This is a genomic window from Vibrio sp. A11 (assembly GCF_013048705.1).
Lineage (GTDB): Bacteria > Pseudomonadota > Gammaproteobacteria > Enterobacterales > Vibrionaceae > Vibrio > Vibrio metschnikovii.
Genome location: NZ_VHSI01000006.1, coordinates 118,393 through 140,014 on the forward strand (window position 1 = coordinate 118,393; position 21,622 = coordinate 140,014).

The following is a 21,622-nucleotide window of genomic DNA, read 5'->3' on the forward strand; positions in this document are numbered from 1 at the left end:
GGATAATGTTCTGAGAAATAAAGTAAATCGTTAATCGTGACGGTGGCTTAACTCAGAGGGAAGGTAGATAGGAAAGCTCAGCGTAACGACTAAGCCGTGATTATTTTCAGCACTGACATGGCCATGCATTTTCTCAACCGATTGCTGAACAATCGACAAACCTAATCCATAACCATGACGAGAAGATAGTGTCGACATCGTTTGATAAAAAGGACGAAAAATCGCCTCTAATTGCTCACTCTCCACCCCAGGACCATCATCCATCACGATGATTTTGACTTGCCGATCCTGCTTTTTCGTCATAACTGTAATGCAACACTGCTCACCCGCGTACTTAGTCGCATTAGTCAATAAGTTATCCAATATACTGCCGAGTAACACTCGATCGCCCCGTATCCATTCATCTTGTCCACTCGGCACAAATCGCAGTTGCTGAGTGGGTTGTAAATGTGGACGAAACTGCTCGGTTTGCTGACTTAAATACGCCTGCACATCCAACGGTTGTAATACCACATCACAATGAAGACTGCGCAACCGACTAAGCTCAAGGATTTTCTCAATCATTGAATCCATCAACTGAGCTTCTTGTTCAGCGCGCACTAACCATTGAGTGCGCTCTTGGGCAACATCAGTATGGCTGGCTAAATGCAGAGCTAAGGCTTGCCGAGTCAGCGGTGTTTTTAACTCATGGGATAGAGTGCGAACCAATTTTCGCTGCTCTTCAATCAATCCTTGGATCTGCTCGGCCATGTTATCGAAATCAGCCGCCAGTTGTTGAAACTCCCACGGGCTATGGCCTATCGACTGTGAAACACGCGTTTCTGTGATCCCCTGAGCCACCGCACGACTAGCACACTGTAAACGTCCCAATGGCCTTTGCAATTGACGACTTAATACCCATGAGATCAAGGTTAAAATTAATAGGCTGAGCAACAGATTCGTTGACCAAAGATAATAGCCCGCTCGCGATGCAGGATGTTGCTGCCATGGTAACTGAACCATCAGCGAATATCCCTCGCTCATCGGCACAATGATCATCGGTTTCGAGACTCGAGTTCCCATCGGCTCGGTGAGCTGACGAGCGTTACGCATTTTCATCTGCACATGAGGGTGAATATCTCGTCCACTGACGACATGATTAGTACTGTCTATTACGTACAATAAATAAGGCTGAGATATTTCCCATTGCGCTAGCGCCTCTGCACCGAGCTGGCGCTGTTGATTGGCGCTGGCACTTAACTGTTGTAATTCTCGTTGGACTTTATTAGGCAGGGTTAAAAAACGCTCATAGAGCACCATCTCTACGGCAGTAAAAGAGAGCAAAATCAACAACACACTGAGCGCTAAACTGGCAAAAAGACGCACCACCAATCGCTGGCAAATATGGTTCCCAGAAAAAAGACACCATTGTCTTTTATTGAACATGGGCACTGGCAAATTGATATCCCACGCCTCGCGCGGTACGAATGGTGGATTTTGGCCATCCAGCTTGCGATAGCTTACGACGTATATTACTGATATGCATATCTAAATTACGATCAAACGGACACAACTCTCGTTTTAACACTTGATGCTGTAGCTCAGATTTGGAGATCACTTGCTGCGGATGAGCCGCCAGATAAGTCACTAAATCGAGTTCGGTTTGGGTAAACGGCAGCCGACGCAAGGTATCCATATGCGCTGACAGTTGCCCTGAAAAATTCAGTGCAAAATGATGGGTATGACGCTGTTTCTCTAATGCAACTCGACGTAGTGTCGCTTTGATCAAAGTGAGTAATTTCGGAATACTGAACGGTTTGGTTAAATAGTGATCCGCTCCGGCTTCATAGCCATCAATTTTTGCCGCTTCGTCCGCAAAAGCACTGATCATGACAATCGGGGTCGAAAAACGCTGGCAGATGCGCCGTGCCGCCTGCAATCCATTGAGTTTAGGCATCATCACATCGAGTAACACCAGATCAAAGGGATGGCTGGCAAGCTGAGTTAACGCTTGCTCGCCATCATGGGCACAGATGACTTGATAGCCCTCATTCACCAACACAGATTCGAGCAGTTGGCACATCATCGGATCATCATCAGCAATTAGAATGGTCGGCATGAGCTCAATAATAACAAATAGGAATTGTTATTATTCTATTTATTATTAACTCAAATACAAGCACAACAGCCGATAGCCTTCATACGAGTTAATCTAAATCAATTTGCCAGCGCTGCCAGGGATGTTCAACATCAAATCCTTGCCCTAAACGGCTTAACGGATCGATCACAATATAGCGTGAAAACTCTCCCAATAAGGCCTTTAACGCAGGGCTCGGCGGACGAGTCGTCAATACCCAAACATCGGATGACGTTTGCAACCATTGTTTTAACTGTTGTTGATCTTGCGTATTCCACTCCAGCTCCGGCTTAAATTGCTGCCCTTGGATTGATAAACTGTAGCCCGCAGCAAAATCGAGCAGTGCTTCATCCAACAACACCACACTTTCGACCTCATGATTAAACAATCGAGCTTGATTGGCAAAAAGCTGCTGCTGTAGTTCACGCGCCACGTGCTGCTGATTCGCTTGAATAGCCGCTTGTTGCGAGCTAAATATTTGCTGTAAATCGAGGCTAATATTATTCAGCATGGTGGTTAAATTGAGTGGATTGAGCCACACATACGGCGAGATCTGTCCTTGTCCATCTCGTAATGATGAAACCGCTGGCGCTCTTGGCGTTAAGGCTTGCGCAGCATCAATGGGCACCAGATGAATATTGTATTGACGCACCTGAGGATAAATCGGGTCTTGCGGCCAAATGGAGCGGATAGTCACGACTGCTGTCGCTTCTCTGGCGTACTTGGCCACTTTTTGCTGCTCGCTATCAAACCAGCTTTGGTGACGCTGTAAACTAAAACGAGGCGATGGCAGATAGACAACCTCTATTGGCGTCTGATCAACCAGCTGCTTGGTTAACCAATAAGTAACCGGCAAAGAGGTTAATACTCGGTCTTGAGCTTGTGCTGATAGAGACACCAGCAGCAATGAACTACACAATAGCAACCACAATTTAGTCATGATGGTTCGGCAGTGAGGGTACATAACGTTATCCATTCGGTCTTAATACTCGCCATAAAGTGGCGCTGATGAAAAACAGGGTTGAGAGTAAAATAATCGCCGCCCCAGAAGGTAAAGGCCATTGATAAACAACCGGTAAAATGGTTCCACCAATGCAAGCTAAGGTCGCTAAGCAAGCCGATAACATCACAAAGCTGGCATTATTACGAGTTAATAGACGCGCCGTCGCCCCAGGAATCAACAGCAATGCACCAACTAAAATTGCGCCAATGACTTTGACCGAAACTATCGTCACTAGGGTTATCATGATGACAAATAGATAGTCATAACCGTTGACCAGATAGCCGCGGACTTTCGCGATATCTGGGCTTAAACAAGCCAGTAAGATACGGTTATAACTGAGCAGCAGTACTAACATGATCAAGCTACACACCAGAACCAGCAACATAATATCTTGCCGAGTGACGGTTAAAATCGATCCAAACAACACGTTTTCTAATAAATGAATATTGATTTTACGCGCTACGTACATCAGTAGCGCTGCGCCCAATGCCAAGGCCGCGGAGAGAAACACTCCCACTAAAGTATCGTAAGGTACTTGGGTGCGATTGCGCACATAATGCAGCAGTAAGGCAAAAATTAAGCAGAAGCTGAACAAACCAATCATCGGCGATTCGGGACTTTCACCTAATAAAATACCGATAGCAATTCCCGTAATCGCTGCATGGCCCACCGCTTCGGAGAAAAATGCCAAGCGTTTCGCTATCACTAAAGTTCCCAACCCACCGAGCAAAGGACCTAAAATTACCGCAGCAATTAACGCATTGAGCATAAAAGCGTAGGCAAAGCTTTCTGCTAACCAACCACGTTCAACCGCGGTGATCAGCCATTGTTGTAATGTTTCCATTAAGCCGCTCGCTCTTGTTTGGACGCCAAATGCCCATGCTGACTGTAGTGCTCAAAAAGTCGCTCAATATTATCAGGGTGCAAGACTTGTGCGACCGGTCCCGAGGCGACCAATTGACGATTGATGACATGGACTTGGCCAGGTGTAGTTTGCAAGATGCGCCGTACCGCGCCAATATCATGATGAACTGCTAATACCGTCACACCTTCGGCCACTAAATCCGCAATCAGTTGCTCTAAGTACTGTACGCCTTGCTCATCCATCCCGGTTGTCGGTTCATCCAAAATCAGCAGCTCTGGCTTATCGAGTAGCGCCTGAGCAAACATCACCCGTTGCAATTCACCGCCTGATAATTGACCCAGACGTAAATGAGCACGACTCGCCATACCAACCCGCTGTAGACTGTTCAAAACCCGCTCGCGATTCGTTCGCTTGTAAGGTGACAGCGCTTGTAAAAACAGCGGTAACCGGCTGATATTGAGCAGCATAAAATCCATCACACTGATCGGTAAACTTGATTCAAATAAGGCTTTTTGAGGCACATACCCCATTTGCTGCTTAGCGCCCAGCGGCCACTCAAGAGCAATACTGCCCTGAAAAGGGGTTAAGCCCATAATTGAACGCAGTAAAGAGGTTTTCCCTCCGCCATTTGGCCCCATAATGATATGGCATTGGCCAGCGGCAAACGCATGATCAAACGGCATTAAAACCTGTTGATTGGCGTAACCTAAACTCAGTTGGCTAAGATGAATTGCCGGTCCCAGCATCATTGAGCTTGCTCGCTCATCTGATTAGCATAATGAATGGCTTGCACTAACGTTTGTGTGTTGTCTTGCATCTCTTTGATCACTTTATCGGCCGTAAAAGGGCCATGAGTCATGTGTGAAAACCGGTATAACTTGACGCCAGTTTCGCGCTCAATGGTATCGACAAAGCGATTCGGCATCTCTAATTCGTAAAACAGGACATTAATTCCAGACTGGCGAATTTTATTGATCGTATCTTGTAGCTGGCTGGCACTCGGCTCAACCCCGTGGGCTGGTTCAATCACCGCACTGACTTCAATCCCAAATTCTTGCAGTAAATAGTTATAGGCGTTATGAGTAGTTGCCACTTTTAAAGCTTGAACATTGGCATCGATCAATTGTTGCATCGCCGCCTGCTTCATTTGACGCATCTGGCGCGCAAATTGCCGCGCATTGGCGAGATAAAATTGACCATTATCAGGATCAAGCTGAGCTAAAGCCTGAGCAATGGTATAGACCTTTTGAATCGAGGTTGCGATACCCACAAAAGTATGGGGATTTTTGGCACCATCGCCAACACTCGCGCCCATTGCTGCGAGTAATGGCACCTGTTGATTAGCATAAATAACCTGAAGATCGGAACGCTGAGCGGCAGCAAGCACTTTCATCGCATAATCATCATGACCGATGCCATTGACCACCAAAACATCCATCTGCTGTAAACGCAGTAAATCCCCCGGTTGCGGTTGATAATTGTGTGGATTAAAGCCTGCATCAACCAGTGGCAAAATGGTCGCTCTATCTTGGACAATCGTGGCAACATAACTGTAGTAAGGGTGTAGCGTGATACCGATAGTCAATTTATCAGCTCCCGCAACCGCGTGACTGGCAAACAGTAAGGAGATCGTTAACAGCGTTCTATGAAAGACGGCTCTAATCTGGCTTGATAACATAACGATTTTTCTCTTATTAATGCGATAGTGAGGCAGACAGCGGCCAACGCTTCCACCCAGCTTGAATCCATGATGAATCAGTAAGTGCTAACCAGTCTGATAACTCTCCCACAATCGGCTGAGTAAAAAACCAGACTTGCGCGTCAGCATCAGGGCCTTCTGGATACCAGATCAAAACATGTCCAACTTGACTAGGGTCTTGCGCCAATCCTAAATAGCCTTGAGCAACCTGCTGCCATTGATGTTCACCCAAATAATGCCAGCTACTATCACGCACAAAAGGCGCAATACCCTCTTCTGCCAGCCATTGCACCGAAGGCCACTGATGCTCTAGATGGTGAAAGAAACGCAGCTCTTGCTCAGCAAGACTCAGTTCAATCAACAGACTTTTTTGTTTTTCATTAAGATCCGTAGCATGCAGCTCAAAAGAGAGCGGCGAGGTCTGAGGCGTATTATCCACCTGCATACCACGCAACAACAGTGCCGAGACCAGTAGGATCAACAGCATGCTGCCTAGCACCCACCATGTCTCTTGACTGCCCTTATCCGCCTTGACCTGAACGCGCACCGTCGAGGGCGTTGACGAGTGAGAGTGAGAGTTAAAGTTCAACGCCATCAATCTCAACAGGCGCTTCATGGCCGGGATCAAACACAATATAATAGTCACCGTTTGGGATAGTAAACGTCACCTCAGAACGTTGATCGGTTTTTCCAATTTCAATCAGTACATCGTCATAATCAAACATACGTACCGTTTCATTGATCGCCGGACTACTGTCGCTGTATCCCGCTTGGCACAAGATGTGATCAGCCTGTTTTTGGCACTCCATGACTGGAAAATGAGCCCAACTCAAGCCACTCAATAAACCACTCGTTAACACAAGCCACTGTTGCCACTTCATTGCATACCTCTTATTTTAAAACCGCTTCAAAAGTTAAATGGATGGAAGAACGCGCTTGTTCAGCAAGTGGATTATCATCTAAAGGGCCGCTAAAACCGGCAATTAGTAAATAGCGACCCGCTTGATGTGGCGTGAATTGAATTTTGCCATCCTTATCGCTAGTCAAAATCACCGCTTCTTGTTGATTACGGTACAAAGTACCATCTTGACGAATTTCTGCTTCTACACCAGCTTGGGGTTGTCCATTAAAGAAAAACTGCAAAACGGCCGCTTCACCTTCAATAATGTCTGCTGGATGAGTCACAGGAACCAATTCTAAGAATTTCTTTTCTAATTCAAAAACTTGTCTAGACGGTTGATTCACCGTCACATAAGCTTCAGTACGGTTAAACACCAAAACACTTTGCACATTCTGTGCCCCTTCAGGCAACACCGCATCACGCTCTGCGGCATTGGCAGCAATACGTCGTGGCGTTTGACGAGCACCAATGGTGTAGGTGGTCATATAAAATGGCTGACCGGTAAGGCTGATTTTATGGGTTCCTGGCTCTGAGAAAAAGAAATCGAAGCTCGACTTACGCTTATGCTTAGCCACGAAAGCAAAGCGCTCGCGCTGACCACTTGGCGTGATCACTACGCCAGAATCCAATCCTAACGGCTTATCGAAGACAAAAGTTCCGTGTGACGCGCTGGCGTCAGTGGTGATCCAATCACCCTCTTGTGAAGAGACCGTAAACTCACTCGGTAATACCCAACGAGGATGGGCGACCGCAGCCGCTGACGCTAAGGCCGCAAGCGCTAATAAAGCCGTAGAAAATACGCGATACAACATCATTTATTCATTCCTATGTAGTGCTCTTAGTTGAAGAGCCGTCATACTATTAACGACTATCCTTGGATTAAATGGCGATCATTAAGGTTGATAACGTAGCCTGATCACGCCCGTTTCATAAGTAGCATCGAGTTGATACTGCTCAGGCTGAGCATGCAACGTCATTGCTTGTCGTACTACGTCTCGGCCACCGTGTTCACGGACTACTTCGGCATAAAACAGGTAGTCCCCTTGCGCTAATGGCTGACCTTGGTCATCTAAACCATCCCATTGCAAACGGTATTGTCCCGCCGGACGAGTCGCGGATGTCACCGCATCGATCAATGCCCGATCGTAACGACCCACTTGTCGCCACCAGCGACGAATATCTTTAAGCCAAGTATCTTCTTTCTGCCATAAGGCAACCGTACGCACTGGCTGACCTTGAGCGTCTTCTATCCAAATCGCAACATAAGGTCTGGCGTACATTCCAACGTCCAGCTTTGGCAGTTCAAACTCAATATCCAGCTTACCCAAAGGCGCGGCGAATACATTAACGCTCAGTACACTGAGTCCCAATAACCAAGCGTAAACCCGTCCTCGCTGTTTCTTCATGCTCTGTCGTCCACAAAAATAGTAATCATAACCAACCTAAAATAGCTGGGCGCATAGACAAGCTTTACGGCACTGCCAGCCAATAAATAACAAACGTGATCAAAGTGCCAAAACTGCACCAACGTATGGCATAACGCAGTGTGCTTTTCTTTGGCAGTAATAGGGCAAGGCCTGATAAGATAAACACCAGCATCAACAGAGATGAAACGTCAATCACCCACTTCCACCACTCACCACTATGACGCCCTTTATGGAGATCATTGAATTTAGCTACCCAGCCATAATCACTGATATCGAGCTCCGCTTCTCTAGAGACCAAATCGATAAACAACGCGGCACTGTAGCCGGGAGCGGTAAAGCTCGCACTCGCTTCACCTTCTTGTAAGACACCATTGTCTGAATCTAGATAGATATCGAGTCGCGACATCTGGCCACGGATCGGCGTATGCTGAGCAAGAAATTGGCGTAATTCCGGTTCATTAATCGCAACTTTGCTTTCAACAAACAATAAATGCTGAGGAATAGTGACTCGCCATTCGGATGTCTTCGCCTGACTGGCTACAAATAGCTCCGGCCGATTAAGGGTTATCCCTGTGACAGCAAAAAACAGCATTAGCCCTAATACCGCCATAGAGACATAAATGTGTAAACGGCGAGCCCAAAGCTGAAAAGTACGGTGCTTATAAAACATGGCTGGTCTATTAACGAATAAAACTCCCAGAAAGCTACATGATAACCAGTCTCATTTTTATTCAATTTACATTATTTACATACAGAACGATGAAAACAACGGAAAAATCGGCTACCAAGAAAGCAAAAACTAGGTTTAGTCTCCAGCAGCAATAAAAAAGAGCCACCGGTACGGTGGCTCTTGATTGGTCAAAAGACGGCTAAACGATAAGATTTAGCGTTTGGGTATATCTATTATACGGCTTGCTGAACAATCACTGTATCTGCCTTCTTGGTGTAATGAGGCATCAGATGGAAGTTCAAATAGCGATAGGTATCGGCGGCCGTGGCATCAATCTGCTTCGCGTAATCCAAATACTCGGTCATGGTCGGAATACGGCCCAATATCGCCCCAACCGCTGATAGCTCCGCTGAAGCCAGGTACACATTCGCTCCAGTTCCCAAACGGTTCGGGAAGTTACGCGTTGACGTCGACATGACGGTTGATTTATCAGCCACTCGCGCTTGGTTACCCATACACAAAGAGCATCCCGGAGTTTCAATCCGTACCCCAGCACGGCCAAAGATACCGTAGTAGCCCTCTTCGGTTAATTGGTCGCGATCCATCTTAGTCGGTGGCGCTATCCATAAACGAGTATCGAGCTGACCATTGTATTTTTCTAGCAGTTTACCTGCCGCTCTGAAGTGGCCAATATTGGTCATACAAGAACCAATGAAGACTTCGTCGATTTTAGTTCCTGCACAATCAGACAATAAACGAGCATCATCAGGATCGTTAGGCGCACATAGAATCGGCTCTTTGATATCGGCTAAATCAATCTCTATCACATGAGCATATTCTGCATCTTTATCGGCTTCCATCAGCTCTGGATTCGCTAACCACTCTTCCATCGCTTTAATGCGGCGCTCAATCGTCCGGTGATCGCCATACCCTTCAGCAATCATCCACTTAAGCATGGTGATGTTTGAATTCAGGTACTCGGCAATCGACGCTTGCGATAGCTTGACCGTACAACCGGCAGCAGAGCGCTCAGCAGAAGCATCAGACAGTTCGAAAGCTTGCTCAACGGTTAAATGTTCAACCCCTTCAATTTCTAACACCCGACCTGAAAACTCGTTGATTTTACCGGTTTTCTCTACCGTGAGCAGACCTTGCTTGATACCGAAATAAGGGATGGCATGAACCAGATCACGTAAAGTGATCCCAGGCTGCATCTGACCTTTAAAACGAACCAAAATCGATTCTGGCATATCCAATGGCATGACACCCGTTGCCGCCGCAAACGCCACTAAACCTGAGCCAGCAGGGAAAGAAATACCCAATGGGAAACGAGTATGAGAGTCTCCCCCCGTTCCGACCGTATCTGGCAGTAGCATACGGTTCAACCAAGAGTGAATAACACCATCTCCCGGACGCAATGAAACGCCGCCACGATTCATAATAAAATCAGGCAGGGTATGGTGCGTATTAACATCGACCGGTTTCGGGTAAGCGGAAGTGTGACAAAAAGACTGCATCACTAAATCGGCAGAAAAGCCCAAACAAGCCAAATCTTTCAGCTCATCACGAGTCATCGGTCCAGTAGTATCTTGCGAGCCAACCGTCGTCATTCTCGGTTCGCAATACGTTCCCGGTCGCACCCCTTTTACGCCACACGCTTTGCCGACCATTTTTTGTGCCAGAGTGAAACCTTTTTTGCTTTCAGCCACAGGCACTGGACGACGAAACACCGTTGACGGCTCTAACCCCAGTGATTCACGTGCTTTATCGGTTAATCCTCGGCCGATAATCAATGGAATACGGCCACCAGCACGTACTTCATCAATCAAAACGTCCGTTTTTAATTTAAACGTAGCGAGTACTTCACCCGTTTGATGATTGCAGACTTTGCCTTCATACGGATACACGTCAATCACGTCACCCATATGCAGTTTGGAGACATCCACTTCTATCGGTAAAGCCCCTGCATCTTCCATCGTATTTAAGAAAATAGGTGCAATTTTACCGCCTAGGACATAACCGCCAGCACGTTTATTGGGAACAAAAGGAATGTCATCACCCATAAACCAAAGTACGGAGTTAGTCGCCGACTTACGAGAAGAGCCTGTCCCGACAACATCGCCCACATAGACCAGTTGATGGCCTTTTTGTTTGAGAGCTTCGATCTGGCCAATTGGTCCGATACTGCCAGGTTGATCCGGATGAATACCTTCGCGCTCATTTTTCAGCATCGCTAACGCATGAACAGGAATATCAGGACGAGACCACGCATCTGGCGCGGGGGATAAATCATCAGTGTTGGTTTCACCCGTGACTTTAAAGACCGTTAAGGTGATCTTTTCTGCTAAAGCGGGTTTAGATAAGAACCAATCGGCATCCGCCCAAGCTTGCATCACTTGCTGAGCAAAGGTATTGCCTTTTTGCGCTTTTTCTTCAACGTCATAAAAAGCATCAAACATTAATAGCGTGTGTGATAGCGCCTTAACCGCAATCGGGGCAAGCGTGGTATCGTCTAATAAAGAAACCAGAGGTTCAATATTATAACCACCTTGCATGGTGCCAAGCAGTTGCGCGGCTTTTTCCCGACTAACGAGAGGAGACGAAACCTCACCTTTAGTGATCGCGGTTAAGAAACCAGCTTTAACATAAGCGGCTTCATCAACACCAGGAGGAATACGATTTTCAAGTAAATCAAGGATGAAGTCTTCTTCACCCTGTGGGGGATTTTTCAATAATTCAACAAGTCCAGAAACTTGTTCAGCGTCTAAAGGTTTAGGGACCACTCCTTCAGCGGCACGCTCTGCGACGTGTTTACGGTAGGCTTCAAGCACGACTTTTTCCTCTCATTGCGGTTCACCCCAGTTGTTATTAAAAGGTGAGTGAACATCCTTGGAAACTTGGCTCTCCATTGCTGATGTTTTCATTCAAATATGATTGAGAAACCGCGCCCTAGAGGCCAAACTGTGGACAATAGAATAGCAAAATTAACGATAAATTAAAATCTCATCATGTTGACCAACATAGCAAGTTAAGATGAAACTTACTCGCTACCAAGCTGCACTTAAAATGTCGTGCCAATAATAAGATAAAATGAATCGTAATTTTGCTCGGTTCGTCCATAACCGAACATCACTGGGCCAATCGGCGAGTCGATACCCGCAAAAATCGAACCGGCAACATACTTAGGCGCCGTATCAATTTTCAAATCAGGATCCGACCATACGCCGCCATACTCAATTGACGCCCCTAAATAAAATGGCGCATTAAATAAACCAAAATCATTATCAAACCAACGGTAGCGATAGACTAAACTGGTGAATATTTTGTTCTGTCCCAATAAGCTTTTACGCGGAATACCCGATAAATTTAAAAAACCACCGATGGTTTTAGGTTCGACCGGAGTAATGGAGTTTTTACTCCTCACTTCTCCATAATCTAAATTAGCGACTAACGTGTGCCGCCCAACACTTTTTGCCGACATCAACTTAGCGGAAATATCGTATACCGTATCAGAACTACTATTGGCTTGTTCGACTAAATCATTGACATCATCATGCGAAATAAAATATTCAAGATCGATGTAGTTACCTTCACGGGGTAAACTAAAATTATCCAGTGAATCAATTCGATAGTTGATAAATACGCCTTGGCGAGTAAACGTGCCATTGCCATAATCTGGCACCGTTGATGGCTGTACTTGTCCATCAACATAACGCGCGCCTACTCTTAACTGACGCCATAAGGTTTGTTGATAGCCAAGCGCCGCCTCTCCAGTCAAGGTCCGGTAAGTGATGGGAATATAATTGCGTGTCGCGGACAGTCCGGTATTTTCAAATAAATCATCGAACGGAATTTGGCGATTATCATCCCGATAACGCGCAGTAAACGACGCAAAGGTCTTTTGACTGGAGAACAGCGGTGAATAGAGCTCGGCTTCTAGTTGCTTATCCGTCCCTAAGTCCATATTCAACGCTAATTCGGCACCATGTGAACCCAAATCGGTAAAATTCAAAGACGCGCCTAACGAATATTGACTGGTGGTACTAAAATCATCTTCTAAAAAAAAGCGAAAATTTAAATAATTAGGACCCCAGCCTTTTTCGTAGACATCGATCAGCAAATGATTTTCTTGCTCAACTTGTTCATATTGGTAACGAACCAATTTAAATCGGTCTAAGGCATAGAGTCGATCAACGCTGGCTTCTATCTCTTCGGTACTTAACGTCGTATTTTGCGCTAGGTTCAACCTATTTTTTAACAGTAAGTCACTATAATGAGAGTGGTTACGAATCGCGATATCGTCGACCGTTAGCATATCGCCATAGTGCAACTGTCGCCGGCGCTCCGCTTTGCCATCAATATAGTTTTGATATTGAGCACTACTCAAAGCAAGCACTTGTAATTGCGGCTGATGCTCTAGCGCGGTCTGATAGCCTTCAATAAAAGCATCGGGCATTTTATAAAAATCGGTGGTTTCCATCAGCCCAACATTTGGTCTGAGTAAGATATCCTGCTCACTGAGATGAGAGACTTGACGCTCAGTCGTGCGGCGCACAAGGTAATTGGACAACTGATTGGCGGCACTTAAAAAGCTGCTGAATGAGTCTTGCTGTTTATAATCGGAGCTTATATCGACCGCAATCACTACATCAGCCCCCATTTGCTTGGCAATATCGACCGGCATATTATTGGTTACCCCGCCATCGACTAACCAACGGCCGTCAATATCATAAGGCGGCAAGGCACCAGGCACTGACATACTGGCCATCATCGCATCGACTAAGTAGCCTTTATCTAATACTACGGGTTGCATTTCAATAATATCGGTCGCTACCGCACGATACGGGATCACCAAATCATCAAACGAGTCTAACTTAGCAAGGTTACCTGAGGTTTTACGCAAAATACGCAGCATACTTTGCCCTTGTACCACGCCGCGCGGAGCACGAACTCCATCCCAACCAAAACCCAAATCGGTGGTTAATTGATAACGGTCTTCGTACTCTTTATCACGCACTCGACGCTGGCTACGACTGACCCGATCACGATAACCCGATTGCCAGTTAACGCTATAAATGACACTTTCAATTTCTTCCGCATCCATGCCCGTCGCATAAAGCCCCGCGACATAGGCTCCCATGCTGGTACCAAGCACAATATCGACCGGTATTTTCATCTCTTCGAGCGCCTTAAGCACTCCCATATGGGCCGCGCCTTTCGCACCGCCACCCGCTAAAACAAGCGCAATGATCGGACGAGGGTGGTTGATATCATCGCGAGTGACAACGACATGTTCCGTATGTTCTGCTGATACAAACCAAGGGAACATTGTGGTAAAAATAACCATCACACTAAGCTGAAAACACTTCACACCTTGTCCTCTCATCCTTAAAAATCAAGCCACTATAAATAAGCGAGATTATAGATTACCACCGAAAGAGATTTTTTAACCACTCTTGGGGGCGGTTCTCACACTGTTTCTTCATTTCACCGGTTCGATCCCAAACTGGCAAGGTAAATTCACTGCCGCAATCAACTTGTAAGGCGCCAGAGGCGGTAGGTTTAAAGCCCATCATCGTAATCCCATTTGGCCACGGCAATGATAAGACTTCGGGCGTGCGCTGACGTAAATATTCGGCATAGACGCGCAGTGCACCACTCGCTCCGGTTAATTGTGTCGGTTGGTTATCATCGCGTCCAAGCCAAATGGTGGTCACTTCACGGCCATCAACACCGACAAACCAGCTATCACGCCGATCACTACTGGTGCCCGTTTTTCCAGCTAATGCCGCCCAAGCAAACTGATTCGTGAGGTATCGCCCCGTACCTTGCTGAACGCCTTGTTTCATGGCGTAAGTGGTCAGCCATGCGGCTTGTTCATCGACGACTTGCGAGACCTTAGGGATCGATTGATAAAGCACATTGCCTTGTAAATCAACCACTGAACGTAGCGCAGAGAGTGGCGCTTTTCTACCGGAATTGGTCACGGTTTGATACATTTGCGCCACCTGATAAGGTGTGAGTGAAAATGCCCCTAGTAACATGGCTGGTACAGGACGAATCTCTTGGCCATCGACACCCAATTGCTGCAAGGTTTTTGAGACGTTATCAATGCCTAATGCCATACCAAGTTGCACCGTCGGCACATTGAATGATTTGGCTAACGCTTGATATAAAGGCACATCACCTCGGTATTGACGATCAAAATTGCGCGGTGTCCAAACACTGCCCTCACTGCCTTTTAGGCTGATTGGCTTATCAATTAAAGTGGTAGCCAAATGATAACGTTCAGGCTGCGCGAGCGCGGTTAAGTACACGGCTGGTTTGACTAATGAGCCAATCGGACGACTGGCATTGAGGGCGCGGTTAAAACCATCATAACCCGTGCGCTTACCTCCGACCATGGCACGAATTTCACCACTGGTCCGATCGACAGCAATCGCCGCAGCCTCTAATTCATTACCTGCTTGCTTGGCTAATACTGGTACTTGCTCGGCAATCGCTTGCTCCAGCTTGGCTTGCGATACCGGATCAAGCGAAGTAAACACTCGCAACCCTTGATCCGCTTGAAAACGTTCTGCCAATTGCGATCTTAATTCAATCGAAACTTGCTGGAAATAAGCGGGTTGCCGACTGGCGATTCTTGGTTGTGGCTGCACATCCAATGGCCTGGCTATCGCTTGTTGATATTGTTGAGCGGTGAGAATGTTTTGATCCATCATTAATTTCAGTACCAGATCACGTCGCTCACGCGCACGCTCAGGAAAACGTACTGGATGATAAAAAGACGGCCCTTTAACCATACCGACCAATAAAGCCAGTTGATCAATGCGTAACTCTTGCAGAGGCTGACCAAAATACAACCGCGACGCTAATCCAAAACCATGAATCGCTTCGCGACCATTTTGTCCAAGGTACACTTCGTTAAGGTAAGCTTCAAGGATCCGGTCTTTGCTGTAGCGATAATCAATGATCAGCGCTAAATAAGCTTCACGAACTTTTCGCCATAAGGTGCGGTCACTGGATAAAAAGATATTTTTCGCTAGCTGCTGAGTTAAGGTGCTGCCGCCCTGCACCGTTCTTCCCGCTTTAAGGTTGGCAAGCATCGCACGTGCAATCGACCACGGAGAGATACCGTCATGTTGATAAAAATAGCGATCCTCCGTGGCAAGCAAGGCATCAACCATCACTTCGGGAAACTGCTCACGACGTAGGAATAAACGTTGCTCTAACGCATTACGTTCTAACATGCCGAGCATTTTCGGATCTAAACGAAAAAAACCGAGCTGACCTTGGCGCGCTTCTAAAGATTGGATCTGTTGTAAACCGTTTTGATCAAACGTCAGCATCACGTGCCGATCCGCCTCTGGTCCATCAGCGAATTCAAAGGGACGACGAATTAACTCAATACGCGTCGCCGAAGACGAATACTCACCAGCCAAACGAGGTTGACTCACTTTGCGATAATTTAAGATATCCAATTCATTACGCACCTCGGCTAAGGTAATGCTATCGCCCGGTTGCAGAGTCAATACTCGGGCATACATCACGGTAGGCAAATCAAACAATTGGCCTTCAAAGCGCTGTTTGACCACACTATCTAGATACAGCCCAGCAAACAGTAACACGGCTAATAAAGCGAGTGCACACTTCCAAGCGACACCCCACAATCGTCGCCACCAAGGAGAGGTTGCCCGTTGAGCCATTGAAGAAGAATGGCTTTTGGCAGCCGTTTTTTTCGATGCTTTATTGGTAGGCTCGACTTTTTTCGAAGCTGGCCGTTTAAGCGGAGTTTTTTTATTGGTCATGAGTTTAGATGTCGTTTCGTTTTTGTCGTCGCACTGTGGTTAGCCGGATCATCCGGCCAAATATGTTTTGGGTATCGCCCTTTCATCTCTTTTTGTACATCGCGGTAAGCGCCCTGCCAAAAACTGGCTAAATCACGGGTGATCTGCAGGGGGCGTTGTGCGGGGGATAACAACTCCATTACCACGGCTATCCGTCCTTTCGCTATCAACGGCGAGCTTTTTTCACCAAAGACTTCCTGCATTCTCACCGACAACACCGGATCATACCCAACTTGATAACGAATTTTTTTTCGTGTACCCGTTGGCAAAAGATGATGAGTGGGTAACCATTCGTCTAATTGCTGATTCAATGGCCAAGCTAAATAGGCATTCAGAGCTTCAATAATCGGTACTTGCTGCAAAGCCTTTCCAGAACGAATACCGATGAGATAAGGCGCTAACCAATCTGCCAGATGATTCAATAACCCTTCATCGCTCATATCAGGCCATGCCTCTTCCGGCAGCCATTGGCAAGCGCAGCGCACCCGCGCAAGCCATTCTTGGCTAGCACTATCCCAATGTAATACCGAAAGCCCTTGGCGCTGGACAAAATTAAGTAAAGCCTCGGTGATTTTTTCAGATTCAGGGGCAGGAAGCACTTGCCGAGCAATCAGTAACTTACCGAATCGCTGTTGCTTTTCCGCAACAAAGCGCTGGGATTTATCATCCCAATCAACCCACTCCTGCTCGATAAGACGCTCACAGTGATCGGTAACTAATGATTGAATATCAACCTGCAGAGCCGTAAAAATTTGACTTGCTTGCTGCTGGCCACGCAACAAATCCAGCGCAAGCAAATATTGACTACTGGCAAGAGGATGATCATCAAAGGTAAAGGCACCATGACCATTAGCTAAAACATATTGCCCATGACGCCCCCGTTGCTGGGCTAAACGATCAGGAAACGCAAAATAGGCAACACTGGCCAGCAATCGTTCATCCACATCTGAAAGACAAAAACGAGTGCTTAATAGACTCGCTAATGAGCTCGCTCGCTGATCCAATCGGGAAGATTGGCGGTGTAACCGCTGCTGCCAACGATGCAGACTGTGCTGAATATCCAATACTTGCCGTTCAGGCTCCTCCAATAAGGCCGTTAATGCCACAGCCGTCGATAAATAAGCGGGGCTTTGAGTTGCCGCCCAAATGAGCATGGCTGCTAGTCTAGGCTCAACACCTAATTGATGGGCTTGTTTTCCCGCGCTAGTCAGTTGCCCCCGCGTATCCAGTAATTGTAAATCAGCCAACAACGCTTGAGCTTGCTCAAGCGCCGATGGAGGAGGCACATCCAACCATAATAAATCACTGGCTGACTGCGATCCCCATTGGGCAAGTTCTAAAGCCAGCGAGGCTAAATCACTGTGTAAAATTTCTGGTGGTGGTGTGGATGGCTGCTGCTTCAACTGCGCTTCACTGTACAGTCGCACGCATAAACCAGGCTCTAAACGCCCCGCACGCCCGGCTCTTTGCTGAGCCGAAGACTGACTAATTCTGACCTGTTCTAGGCGAGTAATACCCGTTTTCAAATCAAAACGAGCTCGCCGCTCAAGCCCTGAATCAACCACTAAGCGAATGCCCTCAATGGTTAATGAGGTCTCGGCAATATTGGTCGCTAATACCACTTTACGTTGACCACTCTTGGCAGGAAGCAGCGCTTGTTGTTGCTGATCAAAAGGCATCTGACCAAATAAGCCATGCACGCTAATCTCGCTAGGCAAGTCGCTGAGCCGCTGTTGTAACTGAGCAATACTGGCCGCACTGGGTAAAAATGCCAGTAACGATCCGCTGTGCTGGGTGAGTAAGCCACGGATCTGCTGCTCCATCACCGCCTGCCAAGTTTGATTGGCCGATAGCGGACGATAGTCAACAGTGACGGGATAACTGCGTCCTTGTGATTCAAGGTAACCAGCGCGAGGCAATAGCGTTTGTAATGCAGAGCTGTCTAAAGTTGCTGACATAACAACAATTTTCAAGTCATCACGCAATGCCATTTGCACTTCCAAACTGAACGCTAAGGCGGTATCCGCGTGGAGACTGCGTTCGTGAAATTCATCAAAGATCACTAAATCGACACCACTTAACTCTGGATCGTGCTGAATCATCCGCGTCATGATCCCTTCAGTGACGACTTCTAAGCGAGTCTGTGCACTAACCTGACTCTCACCACGCACTCGATAACCCACCGTTTGGCCAACCGACTCACCCAATTGCTGTGCTAAATAATAGGCAATATTACGCGCGGCCAGTCTGCGCGGCTCCAGCATAATGATCTTGCCGTCGATCAGATTAGCCTGCAAAAGTTGTAACGGAAAACGGGTCGATTTTCCTGCCCCAGGAGGCGCTTTAAGGATCACTTGATTTTGCTGTTGGATAGCACGAAGTAATTCAGGAATAACCGCATCGATAGGTAAAGCTGACAAAATAGCGTCCTTCTCAAAAAGCAACGCAGTATTGTACATAAAAACAGTAGTGAAACCCAACTAACTTACTTTCAGTACATTATGTTGTGTCTCGAAAGTAAACCTTTTACAAACAGTAAAAAGCCAGACGCGATAAGTATGATTGATGGTCAATCCGAATCACTCAACGTGCCTTTAGATTGTTTTTAACGTATAAAATAAGCCTTTCCCTTATCAAACTGGTTATCGGATGCAATTTATCCCTGAGCTACACAGCGCCATCTTAATCAAACGCTACAAACGTTTTTTAGCCGATGTCCAATTAAACGATGGCTCAATCATGACTATCCACTGCGCCAACACAGGGGCAATGACCGGCTGTGCTCAACCCGGCAGTCGAGTATGGTATTCCACCTCCGACAATCCTAAGCGTAAATATCCACACAGTTGGGAACTCACCGAAACCCTCTCCTCTCAACAGATTGTGGTGAATACCTTACGAGCCAATCAATTGGCATTGGAAGCGATTGAAAACGGGACGATTAAGGAGCTACAAGGCTACCCTCAGCGACAGAGCGAAGTAAAATATGGCCAAGAAAATAGCCGAATTGATCTCTTGCTTAGTGGTCCAGATTTACCAAACTGTTATGTAGAAGTGAAAAGTGTCACCTTACTTGATGATCCTTCTCTCAATCATCACGTAGGAAAGCCATCTGTCGGTCAAGGTTATTTCCCAGACGCGGTAACCTTACGAGGACAAAAACACTTACGTGAACTGACCGAAATGGCCAAAAATGGGAGTAGAGCAGTACTTTTATTCACTGTTTTGCATTCAGGGATTGAAAAAGTCTCTATCGCTCACCATATTGACGCGAACTATTCACAATTGTTAACCATGGCTCAAGAAGCCGGTGTCGAAGTACTGTGCTATAAAGCGCAACTTTCACCACGAGAAATCCAATTAGTATCGCCAATCGAGTTTGTGCCTTCACAGTAAAAAAATGATGACACCTTCACATTGACGATAAGTTTACGATTGAGTATTTGCCTCGGCCCCTTCTTTTTGCTATAGATACCCGCCTCAAATTAACTGCTCTCGCAGTTGACTAGGTGTTAGTAGGAGATGCTGTATGCCAGAATCCAAAAAGAAAACGCTAGGCACCCTAGCCATTGCAGGTGTTGAGCCGTATCAGACCAAACCCGGTGAAGAGTATATGTCGCCGGATCAGATCGCTCATTTTACTAAAATTTTAGAAGCTTGGCGTAACCAGCTTAGGGAAGAAGTCAGTCGCACCGTTCACCATATGCAGGATGAAGCAGCAAACTTTCCCGATCCCGTGGATCGCGCGTCTCAGGAAGAAGAATTCAGCCTAGAACTGCGTAACCGTGATCGTGAACGTCGCTTGATCAAAAAAATTGAAAAGACGCTCGATAAGATCAAAGAAGACGATTTCGGCTTCTGTGAATCTTGCGGTGTTGAAATCGGTATTCGCCGTTTAGAAGCTCGTCCAACGGCAGACTTGTGTATCGATTGTAAGACACTGGCAGAAATCAAAGAAAAGCAGATGATGGGCTAACCACAGTCGCAACGCTGATTGATGATAAAAAAGGAGCACCATGCTCCTTTTTTATTGGCGGTGATTTGCTTACTATTGCAAGCTAGCGCGGTTACTCTGCCGCAGCTATTTCCGACTCAACGGACTGTATTTTTTACTACATTTAACTGTTATCACTATGAATTACATCGGTCGCTTTGCTCCCTCACCTTCTGGTCCACTGCATTTTGGTTCGCTGATTGCCGCGTTGGGCAGTTATTTTCAAGCCAAAAGTCAGCAAGGGAAATGGCTGGTGCGCATAGAAGATCTCGACCCGCCACGAGAAATGCCCGGCGCGGCACAATCGATCTTACAAACACTGGAAGCCTATGGCTTAACATGGGATGGTGAAGTGGTTTATCAAAGCCAGCGGCACACTCTCTATCAAGACCAAATCGATGCTTGGCTTAAGTCAGGGCAAGCTTATCGCTGCCAATGCACTCGCCAACAGATCAAGCAAAGCGGTGGATTTTATACTGGCACTTGCCGAGGGGTATCCCTCAATCCACATCAGCCTTGTGCGATTCGTCTACGCATGGACCACCCAACTTATCAATTTACCGATATAAAACAAGGTAACCTCACCATTCCTAAGCCATTAGCAGAAGAAGATTTTATCATCAAACGTCGTGATGGCTTATTTGCTTATAATCTCGCCGTGGTCATTGATGATATCGCACAAGGCGTCACTGAAGTGGTCCGTGGTGCCGATTTGATTGAGCCAACCGGGCGACAAATTAGCCTGTATCACACTTTACAACAAAAGCCGATTCGCTACTTACATTTACCATTGGCGATGGATGGTAACGGGAATAAACTCTCTAAACAAAATCACGCCCCAGCGATTGATATTGATCATCCCAAACCGACGTTGATTCGCGCGATGCAGTTTTTAGGCTTTGCGATACCGGACGATGTTATCGATGCTCAGCTCGACGAAATCATTCATTGGGGGAGTCAACATTGGCAAGTCGCGCAGCTCCCTGAAGCGACAAAGATCACACCGTGATTCTCAAACGGCGCTATCTACGCTATTATTAGCCGCAATTCGGCCCATTTAAGCCACAACAGGTGCACCACAACGCTTGAATAGCCAACAC

18 protein-coding genes are annotated in these 21,622 nt (G+C 46.7%); 3 read left to right on the forward strand and 15 right to left on the reverse strand.

What is annotated here, in order from left to right:
• Positions 1 to 30: 30 nt before the first annotated feature.
• The 15 genes from FKQ60_RS08275 to hrpB all read right to left on the reverse strand — a co-directional run bounded on the left by FKQ60_RS08275 (position 31) and on the right by hrpB (position 18,948).
• A complete protein-coding gene (locus FKQ60_RS08275; protein ID WP_170906290.1) occupies positions 31 to 1,425 on the reverse strand; it encodes a sensor histidine kinase in 1,395 nt (464 codons plus the stop codon).
• Entirely contained in the window at positions 1,415 to 2,098 is a 684-nt protein-coding gene (locus FKQ60_RS08280; protein ID WP_154170198.1) for a response regulator transcription factor, read from the reverse strand. Before FKQ60_RS08280 ends, FKQ60_RS08275 begins: the two co-directional genes overlap by 11 nt.
• Positions 2,099 to 2,186: 88 nt before the next feature.
• Positions 2,187 to 3,080 (reverse strand): zinc ABC transporter substrate-binding protein, encoded by an 894-nt coding sequence (locus FKQ60_RS08285; protein ID WP_170906291.1) that lies wholly within the window; start codon positions 3,078 to 3,080, stop codon positions 2,187 to 2,189.
• Positions 3,081 to 3,084: 4 nt separating this feature from the next.
• Positions 3,085 to 3,963, reverse strand: a complete 879-nt coding sequence (locus FKQ60_RS08290; protein ID WP_170906292.1) for a metal ABC transporter permease — start codon at positions 3,961 to 3,963, stop codon at positions 3,085 to 3,087.
• The gene (locus FKQ60_RS08295) at positions 3,963 to 4,730 is read right to left on the reverse strand and encodes a metal ABC transporter ATP-binding protein (RefSeq protein ID WP_154170739.1); all 768 of its coding nucleotides are present in this window, start codon (positions 4,728 to 4,730) and stop codon (positions 3,963 to 3,965) included. The genes FKQ60_RS08290 and FKQ60_RS08295 overlap by 1 nt, the downstream gene beginning before the upstream one ends.
• On the reverse strand, positions 4,730 to 5,662 hold the full coding sequence (locus FKQ60_RS08300; protein WP_238925733.1) for a zinc ABC transporter substrate-binding protein: 933 nt from the start codon (positions 5,660 to 5,662) through the stop codon (positions 4,730 to 4,732). Before FKQ60_RS08300 ends, FKQ60_RS08295 begins: the two co-directional genes overlap by 1 nt.
• Before the next feature lie 16 nt (positions 5,663 to 5,678).
• Complete coding sequence (locus FKQ60_RS08305) at positions 5,679 to 6,278, reverse strand: hypothetical protein (RefSeq protein ID WP_154170194.1); 600 nt, start codon at positions 6,276 to 6,278, stop codon at positions 5,679 to 5,681.
• Positions 6,262 to 6,564, reverse strand: a complete 303-nt coding sequence (locus tag FKQ60_RS08310; protein WP_040903804.1) for a hypothetical protein — start codon at positions 6,562 to 6,564, stop codon at positions 6,262 to 6,264. The genes FKQ60_RS08305 and FKQ60_RS08310 overlap by 17 nt, the downstream gene beginning before the upstream one ends.
• Positions 6,565 to 6,574: 10 nt before the next feature.
• Positions 6,575 to 7,396, reverse strand: coding sequence for a DUF4198 domain-containing protein (locus FKQ60_RS08315; protein ID WP_170906313.1), 822 nt, complete (start codon positions 7,394 to 7,396; stop codon positions 6,575 to 6,577).
• Positions 7,397 to 7,477: 81 nt separating this feature from the next.
• Positions 7,478 to 7,990 carry a DUF2271 domain-containing protein gene (locus FKQ60_RS08320; protein WP_154170190.1) on the reverse strand — a complete coding sequence of 171 codons (513 nt, stop codon included), beginning with the start codon at positions 7,988 to 7,990 and terminating at the stop codon, positions 7,478 to 7,480.
• Positions 7,991 to 8,054: 64 nt separating this feature from the next.
• Entirely contained in the window at positions 8,055 to 8,681 is a 627-nt protein-coding gene (locus FKQ60_RS08325) for a PepSY-associated TM helix domain-containing protein (protein ID WP_154170188.1), read from the reverse strand.
• A gap of 233 nt (positions 8,682 to 8,914) precedes the next feature.
• Positions 8,915 to 11,512 carry a bifunctional aconitate hydratase 2/2-methylisocitrate dehydratase gene (acnB, locus tag FKQ60_RS08330; RefSeq protein WP_170906293.1) on the reverse strand — a complete coding sequence of 866 codons (2,598 nt, stop codon included), beginning with the start codon at positions 11,510 to 11,512 and terminating at the stop codon, positions 8,915 to 8,917.
• Positions 11,513 to 11,742: 230 nt separating this feature from the next.
• The gene (locus tag FKQ60_RS08335) at positions 11,743 to 14,010 is read right to left on the reverse strand and encodes a patatin-like phospholipase family protein (RefSeq protein WP_306687573.1); all 2,268 of its coding nucleotides are present in this window, start codon (positions 14,008 to 14,010) and stop codon (positions 11,743 to 11,745) included.
• A 97-nt stretch (positions 14,011 to 14,107) separates the two neighbouring features.
• Complete coding sequence (gene mrcB / locus FKQ60_RS08340) at positions 14,108 to 16,387, reverse strand: penicillin-binding protein 1B (RefSeq protein ID WP_237665968.1); 2,280 nt, start codon at positions 16,385 to 16,387, stop codon at positions 14,108 to 14,110.
• Between the two features lie 98 nt (positions 16,388 to 16,485).
• Positions 16,486 to 18,948 carry an ATP-dependent helicase HrpB gene (gene hrpB / locus FKQ60_RS08345; RefSeq protein ID WP_170906294.1) on the reverse strand — a complete coding sequence of 821 codons (2,463 nt, stop codon included), beginning with the start codon at positions 18,946 to 18,948 and terminating at the stop codon, positions 16,486 to 16,488.
• A gap of 229 nt (positions 18,949 to 19,177) precedes the next feature.
• Between hrpB and sfsA the strand changes: the two genes are divergently transcribed.
• The 3 genes from sfsA (at position 19,178) to gluQRS (ending at position 21,531) form a co-directional block, all read left to right on the forward strand.
• On the forward strand, positions 19,178 to 19,924 hold the full coding sequence (gene sfsA, locus FKQ60_RS08350; protein ID WP_154170180.1) for a DNA/RNA nuclease SfsA: 747 nt from the start codon (positions 19,178 to 19,180) through the stop codon (positions 19,922 to 19,924).
• 133 nt (positions 19,925 to 20,057) lie between these two features.
• Positions 20,058 to 20,504 (forward strand): RNA polymerase-binding protein DksA, encoded by a 447-nt coding sequence (gene dksA / locus FKQ60_RS08355; RefSeq protein WP_072671411.1) that lies wholly within the window; start codon positions 20,058 to 20,060, stop codon positions 20,502 to 20,504.
• Positions 20,505 to 20,661: 157 nt separating this feature from the next.
• Positions 20,662 to 21,531, forward strand: a complete 870-nt coding sequence (gluQRS, locus tag FKQ60_RS08360) for a tRNA glutamyl-Q(34) synthetase GluQRS (protein ID WP_170906295.1) — start codon at positions 20,662 to 20,664, stop codon at positions 21,529 to 21,531.
• Positions 21,532 to 21,622 lie beyond the last annotated feature (91 nt).